The sequence below is a fragment of the Haemophilus parainfluenzae ATCC 33392 genome (genome assembly GCF_031191205.1).
In the GTDB taxonomy this organism is placed as follows: Bacteria; Pseudomonadota; Gammaproteobacteria; order Enterobacterales; family Pasteurellaceae; genus Haemophilus_D; species Haemophilus_D parainfluenzae.
Window position 1 is genome coordinate 1396846 of the sequence record NZ_CP133470.1, and the last position, 19148, is coordinate 1415993.

General features: G+C 39.4%; 24 protein-coding genes. 19 read left to right on the forward strand and 5 right to left on the reverse strand.

Going from position 1 to position 19148, the window contains the following annotated elements; genetic code table 11:
• Positions 1 to 214 precede the first annotated feature (214 nt).
• The 7 genes from rlmN to RDV53_RS06920 all read left to right on the forward strand — a co-directional run bounded on the left by rlmN (position 215) and on the right by RDV53_RS06920 (position 6611).
• Entirely contained in the window at positions 215 to 1363 is a 1149-nt protein-coding gene (gene rlmN, locus RDV53_RS06890; RefSeq protein ID WP_005695586.1) for a dual-specificity RNA methyltransferase RlmN, read from the forward strand.
• 69 nt (positions 1364 to 1432) lie between these two features.
• A complete protein-coding gene (pilW, locus tag RDV53_RS06895; protein ID WP_005695588.1) occupies positions 1433 to 1975 on the forward strand; it encodes a type IV pilus biogenesis/stability protein PilW in 543 nt (180 codons plus the stop codon).
• 73 nt (positions 1976 to 2048) lie between these two features.
• On the forward strand, positions 2049 to 3077 hold the full coding sequence (locus tag RDV53_RS06900) for a RodZ domain-containing protein (protein ID WP_005695589.1): 1029 nt from the start codon (positions 2049 to 2051) through the stop codon (positions 3075 to 3077).
• Between the two features lie 18 nt (positions 3078 to 3095).
• On the forward strand, positions 3096 to 4202 hold the full coding sequence (ispG, locus tag RDV53_RS06905; RefSeq protein ID WP_005695590.1) for a flavodoxin-dependent (E)-4-hydroxy-3-methylbut-2-enyl-diphosphate synthase: 1107 nt from the start codon (positions 3096 to 3098) through the stop codon (positions 4200 to 4202).
• Positions 4203 to 4211: 9 nt separating this feature from the next.
• Complete coding sequence (gene hisS / locus RDV53_RS06910) at positions 4212 to 5483, forward strand: histidine--tRNA ligase (RefSeq protein ID WP_005695591.1); 1272 nt, start codon at positions 4212 to 4214, stop codon at positions 5481 to 5483.
• Between the two features lie 18 nt (positions 5484 to 5501).
• A complete protein-coding gene (locus tag RDV53_RS06915) occupies positions 5502 to 6116 on the forward strand; it encodes a YfgM family protein (RefSeq protein ID WP_005695592.1) in 615 nt (204 codons plus the stop codon).
• Positions 6117 to 6167: 51 nt separating this feature from the next.
• Positions 6168 to 6611 (forward strand): methyltransferase family protein, encoded by a 444-nt coding sequence (locus RDV53_RS06920; protein ID WP_005695593.1) that lies wholly within the window; start codon positions 6168 to 6170, stop codon positions 6609 to 6611.
• A 51-nt stretch (positions 6612 to 6662) separates the two neighbouring features.
• On the opposite strand, the gene sodA is transcribed toward RDV53_RS06920, so the two are convergent.
• Positions 6663 to 7307, reverse strand: a complete 645-nt coding sequence (gene sodA / locus RDV53_RS06925) for a superoxide dismutase [Mn] (RefSeq protein ID WP_005695594.1) — start codon at positions 7305 to 7307, stop codon at positions 6663 to 6665.
• Positions 7308 to 7591: 284 nt separating this feature from the next.
• On the opposite strand from sodA, the gene ccmA reads away from it, so the two are divergent.
• The 12 genes from ccmA to RDV53_RS06985 all read left to right on the forward strand — a co-directional run bounded on the left by ccmA (position 7592) and on the right by RDV53_RS06985 (position 15726).
• Positions 7592 to 8233, forward strand: coding sequence for a cytochrome c biogenesis heme-transporting ATPase CcmA (ccmA, locus tag RDV53_RS06930; RefSeq protein WP_005695595.1), 642 nt, complete (start codon positions 7592 to 7594; stop codon positions 8231 to 8233).
• A 6-nt stretch (positions 8234 to 8239) separates the two neighbouring features.
• Positions 8240 to 8905 carry a heme exporter protein CcmB gene (gene ccmB / locus RDV53_RS06935; protein ID WP_005695596.1) on the forward strand — a complete coding sequence of 222 codons (666 nt, stop codon included), beginning with the start codon at positions 8240 to 8242 and terminating at the stop codon, positions 8903 to 8905.
• A 67-nt stretch (positions 8906 to 8972) separates the two neighbouring features.
• The gene (locus tag RDV53_RS06940) at positions 8973 to 9713 is read left to right on the forward strand and encodes a heme ABC transporter permease (protein ID WP_005695597.1); all 741 of its coding nucleotides are present in this window, start codon (positions 8973 to 8975) and stop codon (positions 9711 to 9713) included.
• 29 nt (positions 9714 to 9742) lie between these two features.
• The gene (gene ccmD, locus RDV53_RS06945) at positions 9743 to 9946 is read left to right on the forward strand and encodes a heme exporter protein CcmD (RefSeq protein WP_005695598.1); all 204 of its coding nucleotides are present in this window, start codon (positions 9743 to 9745) and stop codon (positions 9944 to 9946) included.
• The gene (ccmE, locus tag RDV53_RS06950; RefSeq protein WP_005695599.1) at positions 9943 to 10473 is read left to right on the forward strand and encodes a cytochrome c maturation protein CcmE; all 531 of its coding nucleotides are present in this window, start codon (positions 9943 to 9945) and stop codon (positions 10471 to 10473) included. The genes ccmD and ccmE overlap by 4 nt, the downstream gene beginning before the upstream one ends.
• A complete protein-coding gene (locus tag RDV53_RS06955; RefSeq protein ID WP_005695601.1) occupies positions 10473 to 12422 on the forward strand; it encodes a heme lyase CcmF/NrfE family subunit in 1950 nt (649 codons plus the stop codon). The genes ccmE and RDV53_RS06955 overlap by 1 nt, the downstream gene beginning before the upstream one ends.
• A gap of 54 nt (positions 12423 to 12476) precedes the next feature.
• Positions 12477 to 13022: a DsbE family thiol:disulfide interchange protein gene (locus tag RDV53_RS06960; RefSeq protein WP_005695602.1), complete on the forward strand. Its 546-nt coding sequence runs from the start codon at positions 12477 to 12479 to the stop codon at positions 13020 to 13022.
• Complete coding sequence (locus tag RDV53_RS06965; protein ID WP_005695603.1) at positions 13022 to 13486, forward strand: cytochrome c-type biogenesis protein; 465 nt, start codon at positions 13022 to 13024, stop codon at positions 13484 to 13486. The genes RDV53_RS06960 and RDV53_RS06965 overlap by 1 nt, the downstream gene beginning before the upstream one ends.
• Positions 13486 to 14403, forward strand: coding sequence for a c-type cytochrome biogenesis protein CcmI (gene ccmI, locus RDV53_RS06970; protein ID WP_005695604.1), 918 nt, complete (start codon positions 13486 to 13488; stop codon positions 14401 to 14403). The genes RDV53_RS06965 and ccmI overlap by 1 nt, the downstream gene beginning before the upstream one ends.
• Positions 14403 to 14801 (forward strand): SMU1112c/YaeR family gloxylase I-like metalloprotein, encoded by a 399-nt coding sequence (gene gloA2 / locus RDV53_RS06975; RefSeq protein WP_005695605.1) that lies wholly within the window; start codon positions 14403 to 14405, stop codon positions 14799 to 14801. Before ccmI ends, gloA2 begins: the two co-directional genes overlap by 1 nt.
• Before the next feature lie 22 nt (positions 14802 to 14823).
• The gene (locus tag RDV53_RS06980) at positions 14824 to 15417 is read left to right on the forward strand and encodes a DUF8095 domain-containing protein (RefSeq protein WP_005695606.1); all 594 of its coding nucleotides are present in this window, start codon (positions 14824 to 14826) and stop codon (positions 15415 to 15417) included.
• Between the two features lie 3 nt (positions 15418 to 15420).
• Positions 15421 to 15726, forward strand: coding sequence for a hypothetical protein (locus tag RDV53_RS06985; RefSeq protein ID WP_005695607.1), 306 nt, complete (start codon positions 15421 to 15423; stop codon positions 15724 to 15726).
• Between the two features lie 55 nt (positions 15727 to 15781).
• Here the strand turns inward: RDV53_RS06985 and hda are convergent, their stop codons facing one another.
• From hda to RDV53_RS07005, 4 genes are all read right to left on the reverse strand, one after another.
• Positions 15782 to 16477: a DnaA regulatory inactivator Hda gene (hda, locus tag RDV53_RS06990; protein WP_005695608.1), complete on the reverse strand. Its 696-nt coding sequence runs from the start codon at positions 16475 to 16477 to the stop codon at positions 15782 to 15784.
• Positions 16478 to 16549: 72 nt separating this feature from the next.
• The gene (locus RDV53_RS06995) at positions 16550 to 17797 is read right to left on the reverse strand and encodes a nucleobase:cation symporter-2 family protein (RefSeq protein ID WP_005695609.1); all 1248 of its coding nucleotides are present in this window, start codon (positions 17795 to 17797) and stop codon (positions 16550 to 16552) included.
• Positions 17798 to 17917: 120 nt separating this feature from the next.
• Positions 17918 to 18544 (reverse strand): uracil phosphoribosyltransferase, encoded by a 627-nt coding sequence (gene upp, locus RDV53_RS07000; RefSeq protein WP_005695610.1) that lies wholly within the window; start codon positions 18542 to 18544, stop codon positions 17918 to 17920.
• 120 nt (positions 18545 to 18664) lie between these two features.
• On the reverse strand, positions 18665 to 19003 hold the full coding sequence (locus RDV53_RS07005) for a PM0253 family protein (protein ID WP_005695611.1): 339 nt from the start codon (positions 19001 to 19003) through the stop codon (positions 18665 to 18667).
• Positions 19004 to 19148: the final 145 nt, after the last annotated feature.

The window sequence follows — 19148 nt, forward strand, 5'->3', positions numbered from 1 at the left end:
ATTTGAAGTTTTTTAACTGCACTTTTTTCTTTCATTTTTTTGATTTTTGCGATGCTGATCGCAAAGAAGTGCGGTCAAAATTTTTGTTGTTTTTCAAATCTGCTAGCTTATCTGTCGGTAAATCTGTAAAATCTCGGCTCATTTTTAATATGCGAATTTTTTGTTGCTCAATTCTGAGTAGCATCATCGCCGTAATGTGTAATAACGAGGCTTTATGTTAGAACAACCCCTTTTATCTGAAACGAATACCAAAAAGATTAATTTAATGGATTTAACGCGTCAGCAGATGCGTGAGTTTTTTGCAGAATTAGGCGAGAAACCATTTCGTGCGGATCAATTAGTGAAATGGATTTATCATTTTGGCGAAGATAACTTCGATAATATGACCAATATTAATAAAAAATTACGAGAAAAATTAAAAGCGGTCGCTGAAATTAAAGCGCCAGAAGTTGCGGTTGAACAACGTTCTGCGGATGGTACGATTAAATGGGCGATGCAGGTTGGCGAACAACAAGTTGAAACGGTCTATATTCCAGAAGCGGATCGCGCAACACTTTGTGTCTCTTCGCAAGTAGGCTGTGCCTTAGCTTGTACTTTCTGTTCAACAGCACAACAAGGCTTTAACCGTAATTTAACGGTGTCTGAAATTATCGGTCAGGTTTGGCGTGCATCAAAAATTATCGGTAATTTTGGTGTAACTGGTGTTCGTCCAATTACTAATGTGGTGATGATGGGCATGGGTGAGCCATTACTGAATGTGGCTAATGTTGTACCTGCGATGGAAATTATGCTGGATGATTTTGCGTATGGATTATCTAAACGACGCGTGACTTTATCCACTTCAGGTGTCGTGCCTGCACTCGATATGTTGCGCGATAAGATTGATGTGGCATTAGCAATTTCACTTCACGCACCGAACGATGAATTGCGTGATGAAATTATGCCGATCAATAAAAAATATAACATCAGAATGTTGATGGATTCAGTGCACAGATACTTAGAAGTATCGAATGCTAACCATGGCAAAGTGACAATTGAATATGTGTTATTAGATCACGTGAATGATGGTACAGAGCATGCGCATCAATTAGCCAAAGTGTTGAAAAATACACCGTGTAAAATCAATTTGATCCCATGGAACCCGTTCCCAGAGGCGCCTTATGGTAAAAGCTCAAATAGCCGTGTTGATCGCTTCCAAAAAACCTTAATGGAATATGGCTTTACGGTGATTGTACGCAAAACCCGCGGAGATGATATTGATGCTGCTTGTGGTCAGTTGGCTGGGGATGTGATCGACCGAACCAAACGTACAGCAATGAAGCGTAAGTTTGGTGAAGGTATTGACGTGAAAGCTGTTAACTAAGCTAAATATAGTAATACTTGTAAAGGGAAAACTGCCCGGATAAGAGTGATAAGAGAGAGGAGTGATAAGATGAAATTAATCCCAATTAACATTCTAAGTGCGGTCATTTTTCCTTTTGTTTTTTCTGCTTGTGTCTCTCAGTCTTCCGTTGACTTTAATAAACAACAAGCAGCAAAAGCGCGAGTTGAACTGGCATTAGGCTATCTTCAACAAAATGATTTTGTTCAAGCAAAACTCAATTTAGATAAAGCCCTTGAGCATGATGAACGATATTATCTTGTGCACTCAGCACTTGCACATTTTTATCAATTACAAGGCGATCCGGAAAAAGCGAAGCAAGCTTATTTACAGGCGATTAAGTTAGATGATAAGCAAGGCGATGTGTATAACAACTTCGGTGCTTTTTTATGTGGGCAAGGTGAGTTTGAACAAGCTTATTCACAATTTAATGCGGCACTCGCTGCGCCGAATTATTACCATCAAGCCGATACTTACGAAAACATGGCGCTTTGTGCTTTCGCCGGAAAACAAACCGATGTTTATCAACAGGCATTGGATAAATTGCGTCAAGTTGATCCTTCTAGAGCGGAAAAGCTCCGTTCACTCAAATAATCATTGCCAAAAGCCCCTTTCGACTTTAAAATTTAGCATTTAGTTTTTTATTGCTATTTCTTTTTTTATACCTATGAATACAATCCTTGAACAAACCGAAAAAACAGACATCTCTTTTGGGGATAGACTTCGTCAAGCTCGCGAAGCGTTAAATCTTTCTCTGGAAGATGCGGCAAAGGCAATTTCTTTGCGCCCAAGTATTTTGGAAAAATTAGAAAATAATGAATTTGTCCAAAAAAATGTGCCCTCAACTTTTATGAAAGGATATGTGCGTAGTTATACAAAATTTTTACGTATTCCTGAGAGCGAATGGGCGCATTTAACCTTTGGTGAAGCATACAAAAACGATTTAGGTAAAAATGCACGCGCGACGCGTTCAGTAAACCAATACTCTTCTCATAGTCGCTGGGTCGGCACACTTACAACCATTATTTTACTCGCGGCTGTTGGAATGACAGGCTTATGGTGGTGGCAGAATTATCAAAAATCAAACGAAGAACGTGATAATTTAGTGCAAACCTACGTTGAAAAAGAAAAAACAGCAGAGGTACCGGTTACTCATTCGAATGAAATTCCCGTCGCGGTAAATAGCCAGCCTGCAACGTCAAATAATGAAACAGCACCTGTAACGGAAGCAAAAAATAATGCTGCTGAACCTGTTGTTTCAAATACTCAAGAAAATCAATCTCAACCAGTAAACGCAGAAGTTTCAACAGGCGCAACTTCGGCCCCTACCGTTGAACAAGTTCAAGCCCCTGTTGTGGAACAAACCTTACCTAACACAGAACCCACAACAGAGCCGACCGTGCCAGATGCACAAAGTGCGGTTGAAACCCCCGCTATTTCTGAAGCACCAACAACAGTAAAAGGCGATCTCGTTATTGAGATTACCAAAAATTCAAGCTGGATTAGTGTGAAAGACCAAAACCGTAAAGTTTTAGCGCAAAAAGAATATAAACAAGGCGAAGTCTTAACCTTTAATGGTAATGACTATGCATTGATTATCGGCGCGCCGGGTAACGTTCGTATTACTTATAAAGGCGAAGCGTATCCGCTTACCGTTGATGGCCGTGTGGCTAAATTTAAATTACCAAAACCTTAACGAATAATTTACGAAAGAATGTCAGCAGTAAAACCTACTATCAAGCGTCGTGAATCGACAAAAATTTATGTGGGCAATGTACCAATCGGTGGTGATGCACCGATTGCTGTACAATCCATGACAAATACTCGCACAACTGATGTTGAGGCGACCGTTGCACAGATTAAATCGTTGGAACGTGTCGGCGCAGATATCGTGCGTGTTTCTGTACCTACCATGGATGCCGCCGAAGCGTTTAAAATCATTAAACAGCAAGTGAATGTGCCATTAGTGGCCGATATTCATTTTGACTATCGTATTGCGTTAAAAGTGGCTGAATATGGGGTGGATTGCTTACGTATTAATCCGGGCAATATTGGTCGTGAAGATCGTATTCGAGCTGTGGTGGATTGCGCACGTGATAAAAATATCCCGATCCGTATTGGTGTTAATGCAGGCTCATTAGAAAAAGATATCCAAGAGAAATTTGGTGAGCCAACACCAGAAGCCTTATTAGAATCAGCGTTACGCCACGTTGAGATCTTGGATCGTTTAAACTTTGATCAATTTAAAGTGAGTGTAAAAGCATCCGATGTTTTCCTTGCGGTGGAATCTTACCGTTTACTGGCAAAAGCCATTAAACAGCCGTTGCATTTAGGTATTACGGAAGCAGGTGGCGCACGTGCGGGCTCTGTGAAGTCAGCAATTGGTTTAGGAATGTTGTTAGCAGAAGGCATTGGTGATACCTTGCGTGTCTCTTTAGCCGCCGATCCTGTAGAAGAAATCAAAGTTGGTTTTGATATTTTAAAATCGTTACGTATTCGTTCTCGCGGGATTAACTTTATTGCTTGCCCAACTTGCTCTCGTCAAGAGTTTGATGTGATCGGCACGGTGAATGCACTGGAACAACGTTTAGAAGATATTATCACCCCAATGGATGTGTCTATTATTGGTTGTGTGGTAAATGGCCCGGGTGAAGCATTAGTGTCTGACCTTGGCGTGACCGGTGGTAATAAGAAAAGTGGCTATTATTTAGATGGTGAGCGTCAAAAAGAACGTTTTGACAACGACGCGATTATTGACCAATTAGAAGCAAAAATTCGTGCCAAAGTTGCACAACAAGATCCAAAAAATCGAATTATTTAAGGAAAACTCGTGGCAAAAAATATTCAAGCAATTCGTGGGATGAATGACTGTTCCCCAACTGAATCTCCACTTTGGCAATGGATTGAAGGACAGGTTCGCCAAATTTTAAGCAGCTACGGCTATTCAGAAGTGCGTATGCCAATCGTGGAAAGTACGCCATTATTTGCTCGTGCAATTGGTGAAGTCACAGATGTTGTCTCAAAAGAAATGTACACATTCTGGGATAATGATGAGCAATTAACACTTCGCCCAGAAGGTACAGCAGGATGTGTGCGTGCTGCGATTGAACACGGTTGGATTTACAACAATGAACAACGTTTATGGTATATGGGACCAATGTTCCGCCATGAGCGTCCACAAAAAGGTCGTTACCGTCAATTTCATCAAGCAGGTGTAGAAGTATTCGGTATCGCAACCCCTGAAATTGATGCGGAGCTAATTATTTTAACGGCTCGTTTGTGGAAAGCATTAGGTATTGATCAACATGTTTCTCTTCAATTAAATTCGATTGGTTCATTAGAAGCACGTGCAAACTATCGTTCTGCATTAGTGGCTTTCTTAGAAAATCACCAAGATTTAATGAGCGAAGAAGAGAAAGAACGTCTTGTAAAAAATCCATTACGTATTTTGGATACTAAAAATCAAGCATTACAAGATGTATTGGACGGCGCGCCAAAATTATTGGATTATTTAGACGATGAAAGTCGCGAGCATTTTGCGCAGTTATGCGGTCTATTAGATGCGGTGGGCATTCAATATGAAATTAATCCAAAATTGGTACGTGGTTTAGACTATTATAATAAAACTGTATTTGAATGGGTGACATCAGCATTAGGTGCACAAGGTACTGTATGTGGTGGTGGACGCTATGACGGCTTAGTTGAACAACTTGGTGGCCACGCAACCAGTGGTGTCGGTTTTGCAATGGGCTTAGAGCGTTTAGTGCTACTCGTTCAAGAAGTGAATAAATCGATTCCGGTAAAAAGTGCGGTAGATATTTACGTTGTTTATCAAGGTGAAGGTACAACGTTAGCCGCATTCCAGTTCGCTGAAAAACTTCGCTCAGAATTACCGCACTTAAGCACCATGTTGCATTGCAGCGGCGGTAACTTTAAAAAACAATTTAAACGCGCAGATAAGTCTGGTGCGACTCTGGCTCTTGTGCTTGGTGAAAGTGAAGTGCAAAATAATCAAGTTGTGGTAAAACACTTACTTGGCGCAGCAGAGCAACAAACCATTGATGTGTCCAATTTAATTGAACACGTAAAAGCCCAATTTTAATTTTAGAAGGATAGGAAAATGGCATATACCATTGAAGAAGAACAAGAACTGAACCAGTTAAAAGAATGGTGGAAAGACAATGGCAAAACCATTATTGCCGCTTTTATTCTTGGTGTGGGCGGGATGTTGGGCTGGCGTTATTGGCAGTCTTATCAAGCCAATCAAATCATGCAAGCGTCTGCTGAATATGATGCGTTAGTTTATACCACAAACAAAGATGCCGCGGCACAACAAGCTAAAATGGCTGAATTTGTGAAAGCGCATGATAAAACCAGCTATGCGGTATTTAGCTTATTAGATGAAGCAAAAGGTTTTGTTGCAAAACAAGATTACGCCTCTGCTGAAAATAGCTTGAAACAAGCAATTGCTCAATCACAAGATGATATCTTAACGTCTCTTGCAGCGCTTCGTTTGTCTGCTGTGCAATTCCAACAAGGTCAATTTGATGCAGCATTAGCAAGTCTAAATCAAGTGAAAAGCCAAGGCTTTAGTGCACGTAAAGATCTTTTAGCGGGCGATATTCAAATCGCAAAAGGCGATGTAAATGGTGCTAAAGCAAGCTTTGAGAATGCACAAAAAAGCGGTAACCCATTAGAAAAACAAATGGCGCAGATGAAATTAAATAATCTGTAATGTTTTAATTAGCCCGAATTGCTCGGGCTTTTTTATTGGATTTTTGATCTTATGATTCAGAAACCTATTGTGCCGCCACCCGTCATTTTTATTGGCTGTGCACTTATCATGACATGCTTACCTAATCCTTACCCTGTTACAATCAATATCGTGATTGCTTATCTGATTGCGTTGGCTTCATCTTTTGTTGGTTTTTTCAGTGTTTGGCAATTCTACAAAAATAAAGCGAATATCAACCCAATTCACTTAGAAAAAAGTGATGTGTTTGTGGCAAATGGTATTTATCGTTTTAGCCGTAACCCAATGTATTTAAGTTTAGCTAGCTTGCTAGTTGCATGGGCGGTTTATTTGCAAAGTGCGGTCAGTTTTCTAGGTGTTTTTCTGTTTATTTATTTCATCACGCAATGGCAAATTAAACCTGAAGAATACTGGTTAGAGAAAAAGTTTGGTGAGTCTTATTTAGAGTACAAGAAAAAAGTCAGACGTTGGATTTAACCAATAAAAAAATCGCCTAATAAAGGCGATTTTTTACATTTTGAGAAACGATTATTTAGCTGCACAGCAGTCTGCGACTTTTTTCGCAAAACGATCTGCAACGAAATCCCAGTTTACAACATTCCAGAATTCTTTGATGTAGTCTGGACGACGGTTTTGGAATTTCAAGTAGTAAGCGTGTTCCCAAACGTCTAAACCTAAAAGAGGGAAACCTTCACAACCTGCGATTTCTTTACCCATTAATGGTGAATCTTGGTTTGCGGTAGAAACAACAGATAATTTACCTTGGTTAATTACTAACCATGCCCAACCAGAACCGAAACGAGTCGCTGCAGCTTTTTCAAATTCAGCTTTGAAGTTTTCTACAGAACCGAAATCACGTTCGATAGCGGCTTTTAAATCACCTTGTAAAGTAGTGCCTTTTTTCAATGATTTCCAGAATAAGCTGTGGTTTGCGTGACCGCCTGCGTTGTTACGTAATGCCGTACGTTTTTCAGCAGGGATTTTATCTAATTGGCTGATTAATTGACCTGCACACATTTCAGAAAATTCAGCAGGTAAAGTTTCTAACACGGCATTTGCATTATTTACATAGGCTTGGTGGTGTTTAGAGTGGTGAATTTCCATTGTTTGTGCATCAAAATGTGGTTCTAACGCATCATAAGCGTAGCCTAATTCAGGTAGAGTATAAGACATAATATGTTCCTTTTTTAAATGAAGTTAAGGTAATGTTTTTTGATAAAACAACATCAAAAAATAACTAAATAGTAGCAGAAAATTTGATTTAGATCATCAAATCTTTTAATTATTTGATTATCCGATGAAAAAGCTAGGAAAATTTAGTTTGTTTTAAATCAATAAACATGCCGATCTACTTCTAAATGGTTATATTCTGAGGGGTTTAAAATCTCGTCAAAATTTCCCCTTGTGGTAGAATACCCGCTGATTTTTCAGAAGATTTTATTTTTAAGGCTGAGACTATGTTTCCTGCTCATCAACTTCAATTAGAACAATTAGCGTGCCAACGTGGCGATCGCGTGTTGTTCACTGATCTTTCACTGCAATTTCAAAGTGGTGATTTCGTGCAAATTGAAGGGCACAATGGTATCGGTAAAACAAGTTTATTGCGGATTTTAGCAGGCCTTGCACAACCAGTAGAAGGTAAAGTGCGGTGGAATTCAGACGAGATCACAAAACAACGCGAAGAATACCATCATCAGCTGCTTTATCTCGGTCATCATTCTGGCGTGAAACCTGAATTAACCGCATGGGAAAATTTAAAATTTTATCAGCAGATTAGTCAAAGCCAACAAGGCACCGATATTTTATGGGATGTCTTGGATACAGTAGGTTTACTTGGACGTGAAGATTTGCCGGCAGCTCAACTTTCAGCTGGTCAGCAAAAGCGCATTGCCTTGGCGAGATTATGGATCTCGGAAGCGCCACTTTGGATTTTGGATGAACCTTTTACAGCAATAGACAAAAAAGGGGTTGAAGTTTTGACCACACTTTTTGAAAATCATGCTAAAAAAGGTGGAATGGTGATTTTAACGAGCCATCAAGAAGTGCCAAGTACGCTATTGAAAAAAATCAACCTTGCTGATTATAAATATAACCCTTAGATTTTTATGATATTTTTACAGATTATAAAGCGTGAGCTGAAGATTGCGACACGTAAGCAAGCGGAAATTTTAAACCCACTTTGGTTTTTTTTAATCGTCATCACGTTATTTCCATTAGTCATTGGGCCGGATCCTAAGTTACTTTCTCGCATCGCACCAGGAATCGCTTGGGTGGCGGCATTGCTTTCTGCGTTGCTGTCTTTTGAGCGCTTATTCCGAGATGACTTTATTGATGGCTCTTTAGAACAATTGATGCTCACGGCTCAACCTTTAGCTTTAACGGCACTTGCAAAAGTCGTTGCGCACTGGTTGTTAACAGGTTTGCCGTTGATTCTACTTTCTCCGATTGCTGCTTTATTACTCTCATTAGAAGTGAATATTTGGTGGGCATTGGTGCTTACACTCTTAGTAGGCACACCGATTTTAAGCTGCATTGGTGCAATTGGTGTGGCATTGACGGTGGGGTTGCGTAAAGGTGGCGTATTGCTGAGTTTACTTGTGGTACCATTATTCATTCCGGTTTTAATTTTTGCTTCAGCAATTTTAGATGCCGCTACGTTAAATCTCCCTTATGGTGGACAGCTTGCTATTTTAGGTGCAATTTTGGCTGGCGCAATAACCTTATCGCCTTTTGCTATTGCCGCGGCACTACGAATTAGTTTAGATAATTAATCATCATGACGGTGAAAGTGCGGTCAGATTTTTAACTGTTTTTTATTTTTTGAATTAAGGATCTTTTATGTGGAAGTGGTTACATCCTTACGCAAAACATGAAACCCAATATCATTTATGTGGCAAATTAAGTCCATTTTTTGGTGTGATTGCGGTTCTATTATTGGCTGTTGGCATTGTTTGGGGCTTAGCTTATGCTCCGGCAGATTATCAGCAAGGCAATAGTTTCCGAATTATGTATGTGCATGTGCCGGCAGCGATTTGGTCAATGGGTGTCTATGGTTCGATGGCTGTTGCTGCCATTATTGCGTTAGTTTGGCAAATTAAAGCCGCTCATCTTTCAATGATAGCCATGGCGCCGATTGGTGCAATGTTTACCTTTATTGCTTTGGTAACGGGTGCAATTTGGGGTAAACCAATGTGGGGAACTTGGTGGGTGTGGGATGCGCGTTTAACCGCAGAACTCATTCTTTTCTTCTTATATATCGGTGTATTAGCCCTTTATTCTGCATTTTCTGATCGTGCTGTGGGTGCAAAATCAGCGGGTATCTTGTGTATTGTTGGTGTGGTGAATTTACCAATTATTCACTTTTCCGTAGAGTGGTGGAATACCTTACATCAAGGGGCAAGTATCACGAAGTTTGAAAAACCGTCGATTGCAACACCGATGTTAATTCCACTGATTTTATGTATTTTTGGATTTTTATTTTTATCCATTTGGTTTACGCTTGTGCGTTACCGCGTTGAATTGCTAAAAGAAGACAGCAAACGCCCATGGGTAAAAGAGTTAGCAAGTAAGCTGAAATAGTTTTTTATTTTTATTTTAGGGAGCGGAAAATGTTTTTCCAAAGTTGGAGTGATTTTATCAATATGGGAGGCTACGGTTTTTATGTGTGGCTTTCCTATAGCATTAGCCTTGTGGCAATGATTATTTTGGCGATACAAAGCGTCAAGGGGCGTAAAGCCGTATTAAAAGAAGTGTTACGCGAGCAACAACGTGAGGCACGTTTAAACCAAGCAAATAAAGGAAATACCCTATGAATCCAAGACGTAAATCAAGACTTTCGATCATCATCTTTGTGATTTTAGGTATTTCGATTGCGACAGGTTTGGTGCTTTATGCGCTTCGCCAAAATATTGATTTATTTTATACCCCTTCGGAAGTCGTAGAAGGGAAAGATGGAAATCCTGACCAAAAACCTGAAGTTGGGCAACGTATTCGTGTTGGTGGTATGGTGGTCGAAGGCTCCGTTAGTCGAGACCCGAAAAGTCTCAAAGTTCGCTTTGATGTAAATGATATTGGTCCATCAATTACAGTAGAGTACGAAGGTATTCTGCCGGATCTTTTCCGTGAGGGACAAGGTATTGTTGCGCAAGGTGTGTTAAAAGAGCCAACCTTATTGGAAGCAACAGAAGTGCTTGCTAAGCATGATGAAAATTATGTGCCACCAGAGTTGGGTGAGAAAATGCAGAAAGTGCATAAACCAATGGGGGCAGAATTAAAAGGCGAGAGTGAAGCCGATCGTCGTTATAAAGAAACCCAGCAAAAATCGCAAGAAGGTCGCTAATGATTGCTGAATTAGGAAATTATGCGCTTGCTTTAAGTCTTGCCGTCTCATTCTTTTTAGCGATTTTCCCATTATGGGGCGCAGAAAAAGATCACCCTCAATTAATGTCATTGGCTCGTCCAATGACTTATGGTTTATTTTTCAGTTTAACCATTGCTTTTGCAGCATTGTTCTACCTTTTTGCCGTCAATGATTTTAGTGTGCAATATGTGGTGAATAACTCTAACAGTAGCTTACCGATTTATTATCGTTTATCTGCCGTTTGGGGTTCACATGAGGGCTCATTATTACTTTGGATTTGGTTATTAACCCTTTGGGGGGCTGCAGTAGCCTTATTTAGCAAACACTTGCCACAAGAAGCTGTGGCTCGTGTATTAGGTATTATGGGGATTATTAGCATCGGCTTTTTACTCTTCGTATTATTTACCTCGAATCCATTTACCCGTACATTCCCTGACTTCCCAGTAGATGGCAGAGAACTCAATCCAATGTTGCAAGATGTGGGCTTAATTTTCCATCCACCATTACTTTATATGGGATATGTCGGTTTTTCTGTGGCTTTTGCCTTTGCGATCGCCTCATTAATGACGGGAAAATTAGACTCAGCTTGGGCTAGATGGTCACGCCCTTGGACGATGGCAGCTTGGGTGTTTTTAACACTCGGGATCGTGCTTGGTTCTTGGTGGGCATATTATGAGCTCGGCTGGGGCGGCTGGTGGTTCTGGGACCCAGTAGAAAACTCTTCTTTAATGCCTTGGCTTGCGGGAACCGCATTAATCCACTCTTTAGCGGTGACTGAAAAACGTGGCTCTTTTAAAGCTTGGACTGTACTTTTAGCTATCCTTGCTTTCTCACTTTGCTTACTGGGTACATTCTTAGTTCGTTCCGGTATCTTGGTGTCAGTACACGCCTTTGCTTCAGATCCAACACGTGGTTTATATATTCTTGCTTATTTGGTTGTGGTAATTGGGGGTTCTTTAACCTTGTATGCTTACAAAGGAAACCAAATTCGCTCACGTGATAATGCAGAACGTTATTCTCGTGAAACCTTATTATTATTAAATAACATCCTATTAATGACCGCACTTTGTGTGGTGTTCTTAGGAACGTTATTACCGTTAGTTCACAAACAATTAGGTTTGGGATCTATTTCGATCGGTGCACCATTCTTTGATCAAATGTTCTTGATTATTATGACTCCGTTTGCCTTATTATTGGGTATTGGACCGTTAGTAAAATGGCGTCGCGATCAGTTCTCTGAAATTCGTACACCGGTTGTTGTGAGTGTCATTGTGATGGCGATTGCAGGTTTTGCTTTACCGTATTTCCTACAAAATAAACTCACCGTCAGTGCTGTGCTTGGTACCATGATGTCCGTCATTATTGTGTTACTGAGTCTCTACGAAATGAAACAACGTGCAACACACTGCGAATCTTTCTTTAAAGGTATTACCAAACTTTCTCGTTCCCATTGGGGGATGATTTTGGCTCACCTTGGTGTGGCGATGACCGTTTGGGGAATTGCCTTTAGCCAAAACTTCAGTGTAGAACGTGATGTGCGAATGGCTGTGGGTGATACGGTACAGATTGCTAACTATGACTTCAAATTTGCAGGCGTGAGTGATGCAAATGGTCCTAACTATATGGGCGGTAAAGCACAAATCGACATTTCAAAAGCGGGTAAACTGGAAGCAACATTATTTGCCGAAAAACGTTTTTATACCGTCAGTAAAATGCCAATGACGGAAGCAGCAATTAATTGGGGCTTTACTCGCGATCTTTATGTCGCCTTGGGTGAAAAGATAGATGATAACTCATGGGCGCTGCGCCTTTACTATAAACCATTTATCCGTTGGATTTGGATTGGCGGATTGTTTATGGCATTAGGTGGCTTGCTCTGTATGTTTGACCGTCGTTACCGTTTTAGTCGTTTGGTAAAACAGTCTTAATCGTGATGAGGGGCTAAATTAAGCCCCTAAAAATAGATGTAAATTGATCGTGTTATGAATAAAAAACTACTTATCCCACTTATTATTTTTCTTGCCGTGGCGGCAGCTTTTTTAGTTCAATTAGGACGTAACGCACAAGGTGATGATCCAAAAGCGTTAGAATCTGCGCTTGTGGGAAAACCTGTGCCACAGAAAACATTAACGGATTTATTGGAAAATAAAACCTACGGTAATGAAATTTTCCAACAAGGCAAACCGATTCTATTAAATGTGTGGGCAACTTGGTGTCCAACTTGTTATGCAGAGCATCAATACTTGAATCAATTGGCTAAACAAGGTGTAACAATCATTGGTATCGACTATAAAGATGAATCACCAAAAGCTGTAAAATGGCTAAAAGATTTAGGCAATCCTTATAGTCTTGTGCTTAAAGATGAAAAAGGTTCTTTTGCATTAGATTTGGGTGTTTATGGCGCACCGGAAACATTTATCGTGGATGGTAAAGGTGTGATTCATTATCGCTTAGCGGGTGATGTAAATGAACGCGTTTGGAATGAGACCTTAAAACCGATTTATGACAAACTCGCGGAGAAACCATAATGAAAAAATCATGGCTTTTTTTAACCGCACTTTTGGTGAGTATCTCGGCGGCTGCTTCTATTGATGCATTGAATTTTGCTTCACCAGAGCAAGAAAAGGACTATCATCAATTAACACAAGAATTGCGTTGTCCTCAATGTCAAAATAACAATATTGCCGATTCGAATGCAACCATTGCAGTAGATATGCGTGGTAAAGTGTTTGAGCTGTTACAAGAAGGTAAAAATCGAAATGAAGTGGTGGATTATATGATCCAACGCTATGGCAATTTCGTGACTTATGATCCACCAATGACGACGTCAACAATCGTATTATGGATTGCCCCAATTTTGTTAGTGTTGATTGGCATTTTATTTGTATTTAAACGTAAATCCAAAAGCCCAAGTGCGGTCAATTCTGACGTAATTTTAGATGATGAAGAGAATGCACGTTTATCGGCTTTACTCAAAGAAAAGGATAAATAATGAATTTTGCATTAAGTATTATTGCGCTTACTTTAGTCGTGGCATTGATTTGTTTTTATCCGTTGTTGCGTTCAGTGAAAGCGAAAGAAGACAAAAAGCGTGATGAATTAAATAAAGCATTGTATTTTTCTCGCTTAAAAGAGATTGAGCAAGATAATCAGCAAGGCTTAGTAGAGAACGTTGAACAACTTAAACAAGAACTACAAAAAACATTATTGGAAGATATTCCTCAACAAGAGACCCAAACCATCGATAAAAATACCAAAAATTACGGTAAGTTGTGGTTTGTTTCTGGTTTATTAGGTTTGGCCATTATTGCCGGCGGGGCTTATTTCCCTTTGGGATCTTGGAAAGCCGAAGATATGATGGAAAAAACATTGGCAAAATTACCTTATTTCTTTGAACGAATCAAAGAAGAAGACACAAACCCAATGACGGATGCAGAAATGCAGCAATTTTCGACCGCACTTCGTTTGGATTTACAAAAAACACCAAAGGATGCTAAAAAATGGTGGTTGTTAGGTCAGGTAGGAATGAATTTAGGTAATGGAAAATTAGCCTTTGATAGTTACCAACAAGCGAATAAACTTGAGCCGGACAATTTAGATTATAAGCTTTCTTATGCGCGTATGTTAATGTCTTCTGAAGATCAAACGGATAAACTGAAAGGTAATCAACTTTTACGTGGAATTATTCGTCAAGATCATTCTAATCCTGAAGCATTAAGTTTACTTGCTTTCAGTTATTTTGAAGGTGAGGATTATAAAATGGCAGCTGTCACTTGGGCAATGATGCTACGTTTATTGGAACCAGATGATCCTCGCGTGCCAATGCTTGAAAAGAGTATTCGTGCTGCACGTGATGCCCTTGCTTTACAGGAAGAAGAAAAAGCAAAAAGTGTCACACCGGAGAAATAATGAAACCTCAATTATTAGGTTTTCACCATATTGCAATTATTGCTTCGAACTATGCACGTTCGAAGCATTTTTATATGGAGATTTTAGGGGCGAAACAGTTAAACGAAACTTATCGTGCAGAACGAGATAGTTATAAATTAGATTTAAGTTTTCCTGATGGGAGCCAAATCGAGTTGTTTTCATTTCCGAATCCGCCTCAAAGAGTCACAAACCCTGAAGCCCGTGGTTTACGACATTTGGCATTTAAAGTCGATAATATTGATGAGTATGTTGCTTATATTCTAAAGAAAGGCATCTCTTGTGAGCCAATTCGGGTTGATGAATCAACTGGAATGACGTACACTTTCTTCCGAGACCCGGATTATTTACCGATTGAATTATACGAGAACAATTATTAGCTTAGGGAATCACATTAGTATTATGAGTCATATTAAGAAAAAAATTGGTATTCATTTATTTTGTTTGTTTGCATCATCAGTTGCTTTATCAGAAAGCAACAGTGTTGTATATGCAACAAAGATGAAAACATCTGAAAATCATGTTTCAGTGAATGTTTCCGAGAGTAATGTTACTGAAACTGTGAAATATATTGGTGGAAGAGGTAAGAGAAGTTTAGATCCTAAATCAGAAAGAGATATGGAAGAACTTGCTAATAGTATTGAATTTGAAGTATATAAATTTAATGAAATAGCTGCTTCAAAAACAACTTTCGTTTCACCAGCTGGAATTTGTAGTGGGTTTAAAAGTGATGACGGTGTAGACGTAACCAATTCTAGTAGTTATTATATGAAGCCGAATGATGCTAGTGAATATTATGGTAGTATTTTAGGCGCAACGATTTATAAAAAAGGTGAAACCAAAAATTCACAATATGTACCTGTTTATGCAGTAAAGAATGCAAAGGTAGCAAAATATATTGAGAAACATGAAGATTCTAATGTAAGAAGAAAAGCCAATGAGCGGATAAAAGAGGGTAGAGATACACTCAATAAAGTGGTTTGTAATAAGAGGTAAAATATGAAGAAATTAATTTCTATCGCAGTGTTAACTATTTTAACGGCTTGTACCGCACCTCAGGAGGCTTCAACAATAGGGAATGGCGTAGCTGCGTATGATATGAATACGGTGCAAGATTATAATGCTCGAGTAATAAGTGGCAATACGGTAAGTGCTCGAGAAAAAGCGGAAGTTGCACAAAGAGACAGTATTCCAAATGAAATGAATGCTAGCGATTATCGCCCAAAAATGACTGGGTATTCCCGCTATCCTCGATATCCTGTGGCCATTATGCCTGCATTTGGTTATTGCCATCACTGCTGGTAATTAAATGACTAAAAAATTAACCGCACTTTAAAAGTGCGGTTATTTTTTTATCTGTTTATAAACCTAAAATAGATTTCACGAAAGGAATGGTCAGATTTCGTTTAGCTTGCAATGAGGCTTTATCGAGTTGAACTAACGCCTCTTTTAATGTTGCCATATCACGATCTAGACGAGTAAATATAAAATTGGCAGTATCATCTGAAAGTATGATACCCCGTTGATGGGCATTCTGCTTCAATACTGCAAATTTTTGTTCATCGCTGAGTGGAATCAGTTGATAACTTTCTCCCCATTTTAAGCGAGAAGCAAGATCCGGTAATTTAACGGGTAGGGAAGTTGGAGATTGATCTGCACTGACAACTAATAAGGTTTTACCATTAGTCTTAATGCGATTAAAAAGATCAAATAAGGCAATTTCCCATTCTGAATTTCCAATAATTGTTTGCAAATCGTCTAAGCAAACCAGTTCTTGCTGTTCTAAATTCTCAAAAACTGCCGTGGAAAAATATTGTGATTTGCTCAACGGGACATAAATGGCGCTCCGTTGTTGCTGAATATATTCATTACAGAGTGCACGTAACAGATGGGTTTTCCCAACGCTTTGGCTGCCCCAAAGGTAGAAGAATTGTTGTTGTAAATCAGTCATGTTTTGACGTAAAGAATTAAGCAATAATGCATTATTATCGCTATAAAAATTCTCAAGCGTTTCATCATCAATTTGATGAATAGGTAAAGAAAGTTGCTGATTCACGGATTAACGAGTTGATTTAAAATAAAAAAAGAAAGGGCTAAACTTTCATTTAACCCTTTTATTTGGGAAGTTTTATTCTACTTCATTTTTTGCTTTTGGCAAAATCAAGTTCAGTACAATGGCAACGATGGCACAAAGGCTAATCCCTTTTAGGGAAACAACATCGCCGACGTTGACAAACATATTACCAATCCCGAACGTCATAACTACAGAAATAATGCAAAGGTTACGAGGTTCGGTTACATCTACTTTGCCTTTAATTAAGGTACTCATCCCAACAACGGCAATCGAACCGAATACCAACATCATAATGCCCCCCATTACGATAGTTGGAATAGTCGAGAGGAATGCACCTACTTTACCACAGAAGGAAATTGCAATTGCCCATACCGCTGCCCAAGTCATAATATTAGGGTTGAAGTTACGAGTGAGCATGACTGCACCGGTTACTTCGGCATAAGTGGTATTTGGTGGACCACCTACTAATGAAGCTGCAGCCGTTGCGACACCATCGCCTAATAAGGTGCGATGTAAGCCTGGTTTTTTAAGGAAATCTTTACCTGTTACAGAACTGATTGCCATAATACCACCAACGTGTTCAACGGCTGGTGCGATAGCAATGGGTAGCATATAAAGAATGGCTTCTAAATTAAATTCTGGTTTGGTTAATTGAGGTAATTCAAACCATTTTGCGTCTAGAACAGGTTGGAAATTAATTAACCCTAGGAATAAACAAACCACATAGCCAGCAACAATACCAAACATAATTGGAATCAGTTTCATCATGCCTTTGGCAAATACCGCAACAGAAAGGGTGGTGACCAAGGTAATCATCGAAACTAATACCGAATGCTCATAGCTATATGCACTGTTTTTACCTAATGCCATATCAACAGCAACTGGTGCAAGTCCCATACCAATAATGATAATTACGGGCCCCACAACAACAGGCGGGAAGATTCGTTCGAGTGCAGCACTGCCGCGTAATTTCACTAAGGTTGACAGTGCGAAATAGACGAAACCTGCGCAAGCAAGTCCACCCATTGTGGTTGGAATACCCCAAGTTTGTACGCCATATTGAATAGGCGCAATAAAGGCAAAAGAGGAGGCTAAGAAAATAGGAACCTGTTTACCGGTACAAAGTTGGAAAAGTAGCGTACCAATACCCGCGGTTAGAAGGGCTGTATTAGAATTTAATCCGGTGATTAAGGGAACTAATACTAAGGCGCCAAAGGCCACAAATAACATCTGTAAACCGACAAACGCTTGTTTGCCCATGCTTTGCACCTCAACAGGTGCGGTTGTCGTTTGATTACTCATTTAGTTTCAACTCTCGGTTTGAATTAACTGAAAGTGCGGTCGGTTTTTATGCTTTTTTAGCTTTTGTGTTTTCACGCACGGAAAAAAGACGGCTATAAATGCCGTCTTATTAAAAGGGAATTATTTCGTCCCAAAAATCTTATCGCCAGCATCCCCCAAGCCTGGAATGATGTAGCCTTGTTCATTTAAGTGATCATCAATAGATGCACAATAAAGCTCGATATCCGGATGTGCTTTTTCTAATGCTTTAATACCTTCTGGCGCTGCCACTAACACTAATACTTTGATATGTTGGCAACCTTTTGCTTTTAACAGATCAATTGTAGAGATCATTGAACCACCTGTTGCGAGCATTGGATCCACAACGATAGCTAAACGTTCTTCTAAGTCACTGGCTAGTTTTTGGAAATAAGGGACGGGTTCAAGGGTTTCTTCATTACGATAAATCCCTACTACACTGATACGAGCGCTTGGAACATGCTCTAACACGCCATCCATCATACCAAGCCCCGCACGTAAAATTGGCACAACAGTGACTTTTTTACCTTTGATACGTTCAATTTCAACTGGGCCATTCCAACCTTCAATAATCACTTTTTCTGTTTCAAGGTCGGCAGTGGCTTCATAGGTGAGTAAGCTACCTACTTCAGTGGCGAGTTCACGGAATTTTTTGGTATCAATATCAGCTTCGCGCATCACGCCTAATTTATGTTTAACAAGCGGATGTTTAACTTCAACAAGTTTCATTCTTTTCTCCCTTTTAAAAAACAAATCGGAGAATTCTATATCAGAAATATTGAATTTCCTAGTATTTTTATTATGACAGTTCGGTATAAAAACAAGGATAAAATTGACCGCACTTTGCTATTAAATACATCCACCACAGCTCCCACAGCGCCAATCTTCCTTATTCACTGCTTGATAAAATGCTCTCATGGTTTCTTCTTCTAAGGGAATATTATGCTCAATAAAGACATCGGAAAGCCAATCGATATTTTCCACAATCCAATCATCTTCCATTAAGCCTTCTCGATAAAGTTCATCTTCGGGATCCATGAAATTATAAATATTATTTGTTCCCATATCTTTATCTCGACGTTCAATTGGCAGTACCACAGGTAAACCGAGATAACTAATATCCCAATGACCTAGACATAGCGTATTGCCTTTTGATGGCCAACTAGCGTTGAATGGATTGTCACTCATGTTGAAATGTTATAAGAAAAGTTGAAAAGTAGAGAAAGTATAGATCTAAAGACGAATTTAATCATACTTAAAAGAAGGTAAATGATTTGATGAAGATCAAAGTGCGGTTAGAAATTTAACTAATTTTTCACAAATAAAAAGCGGC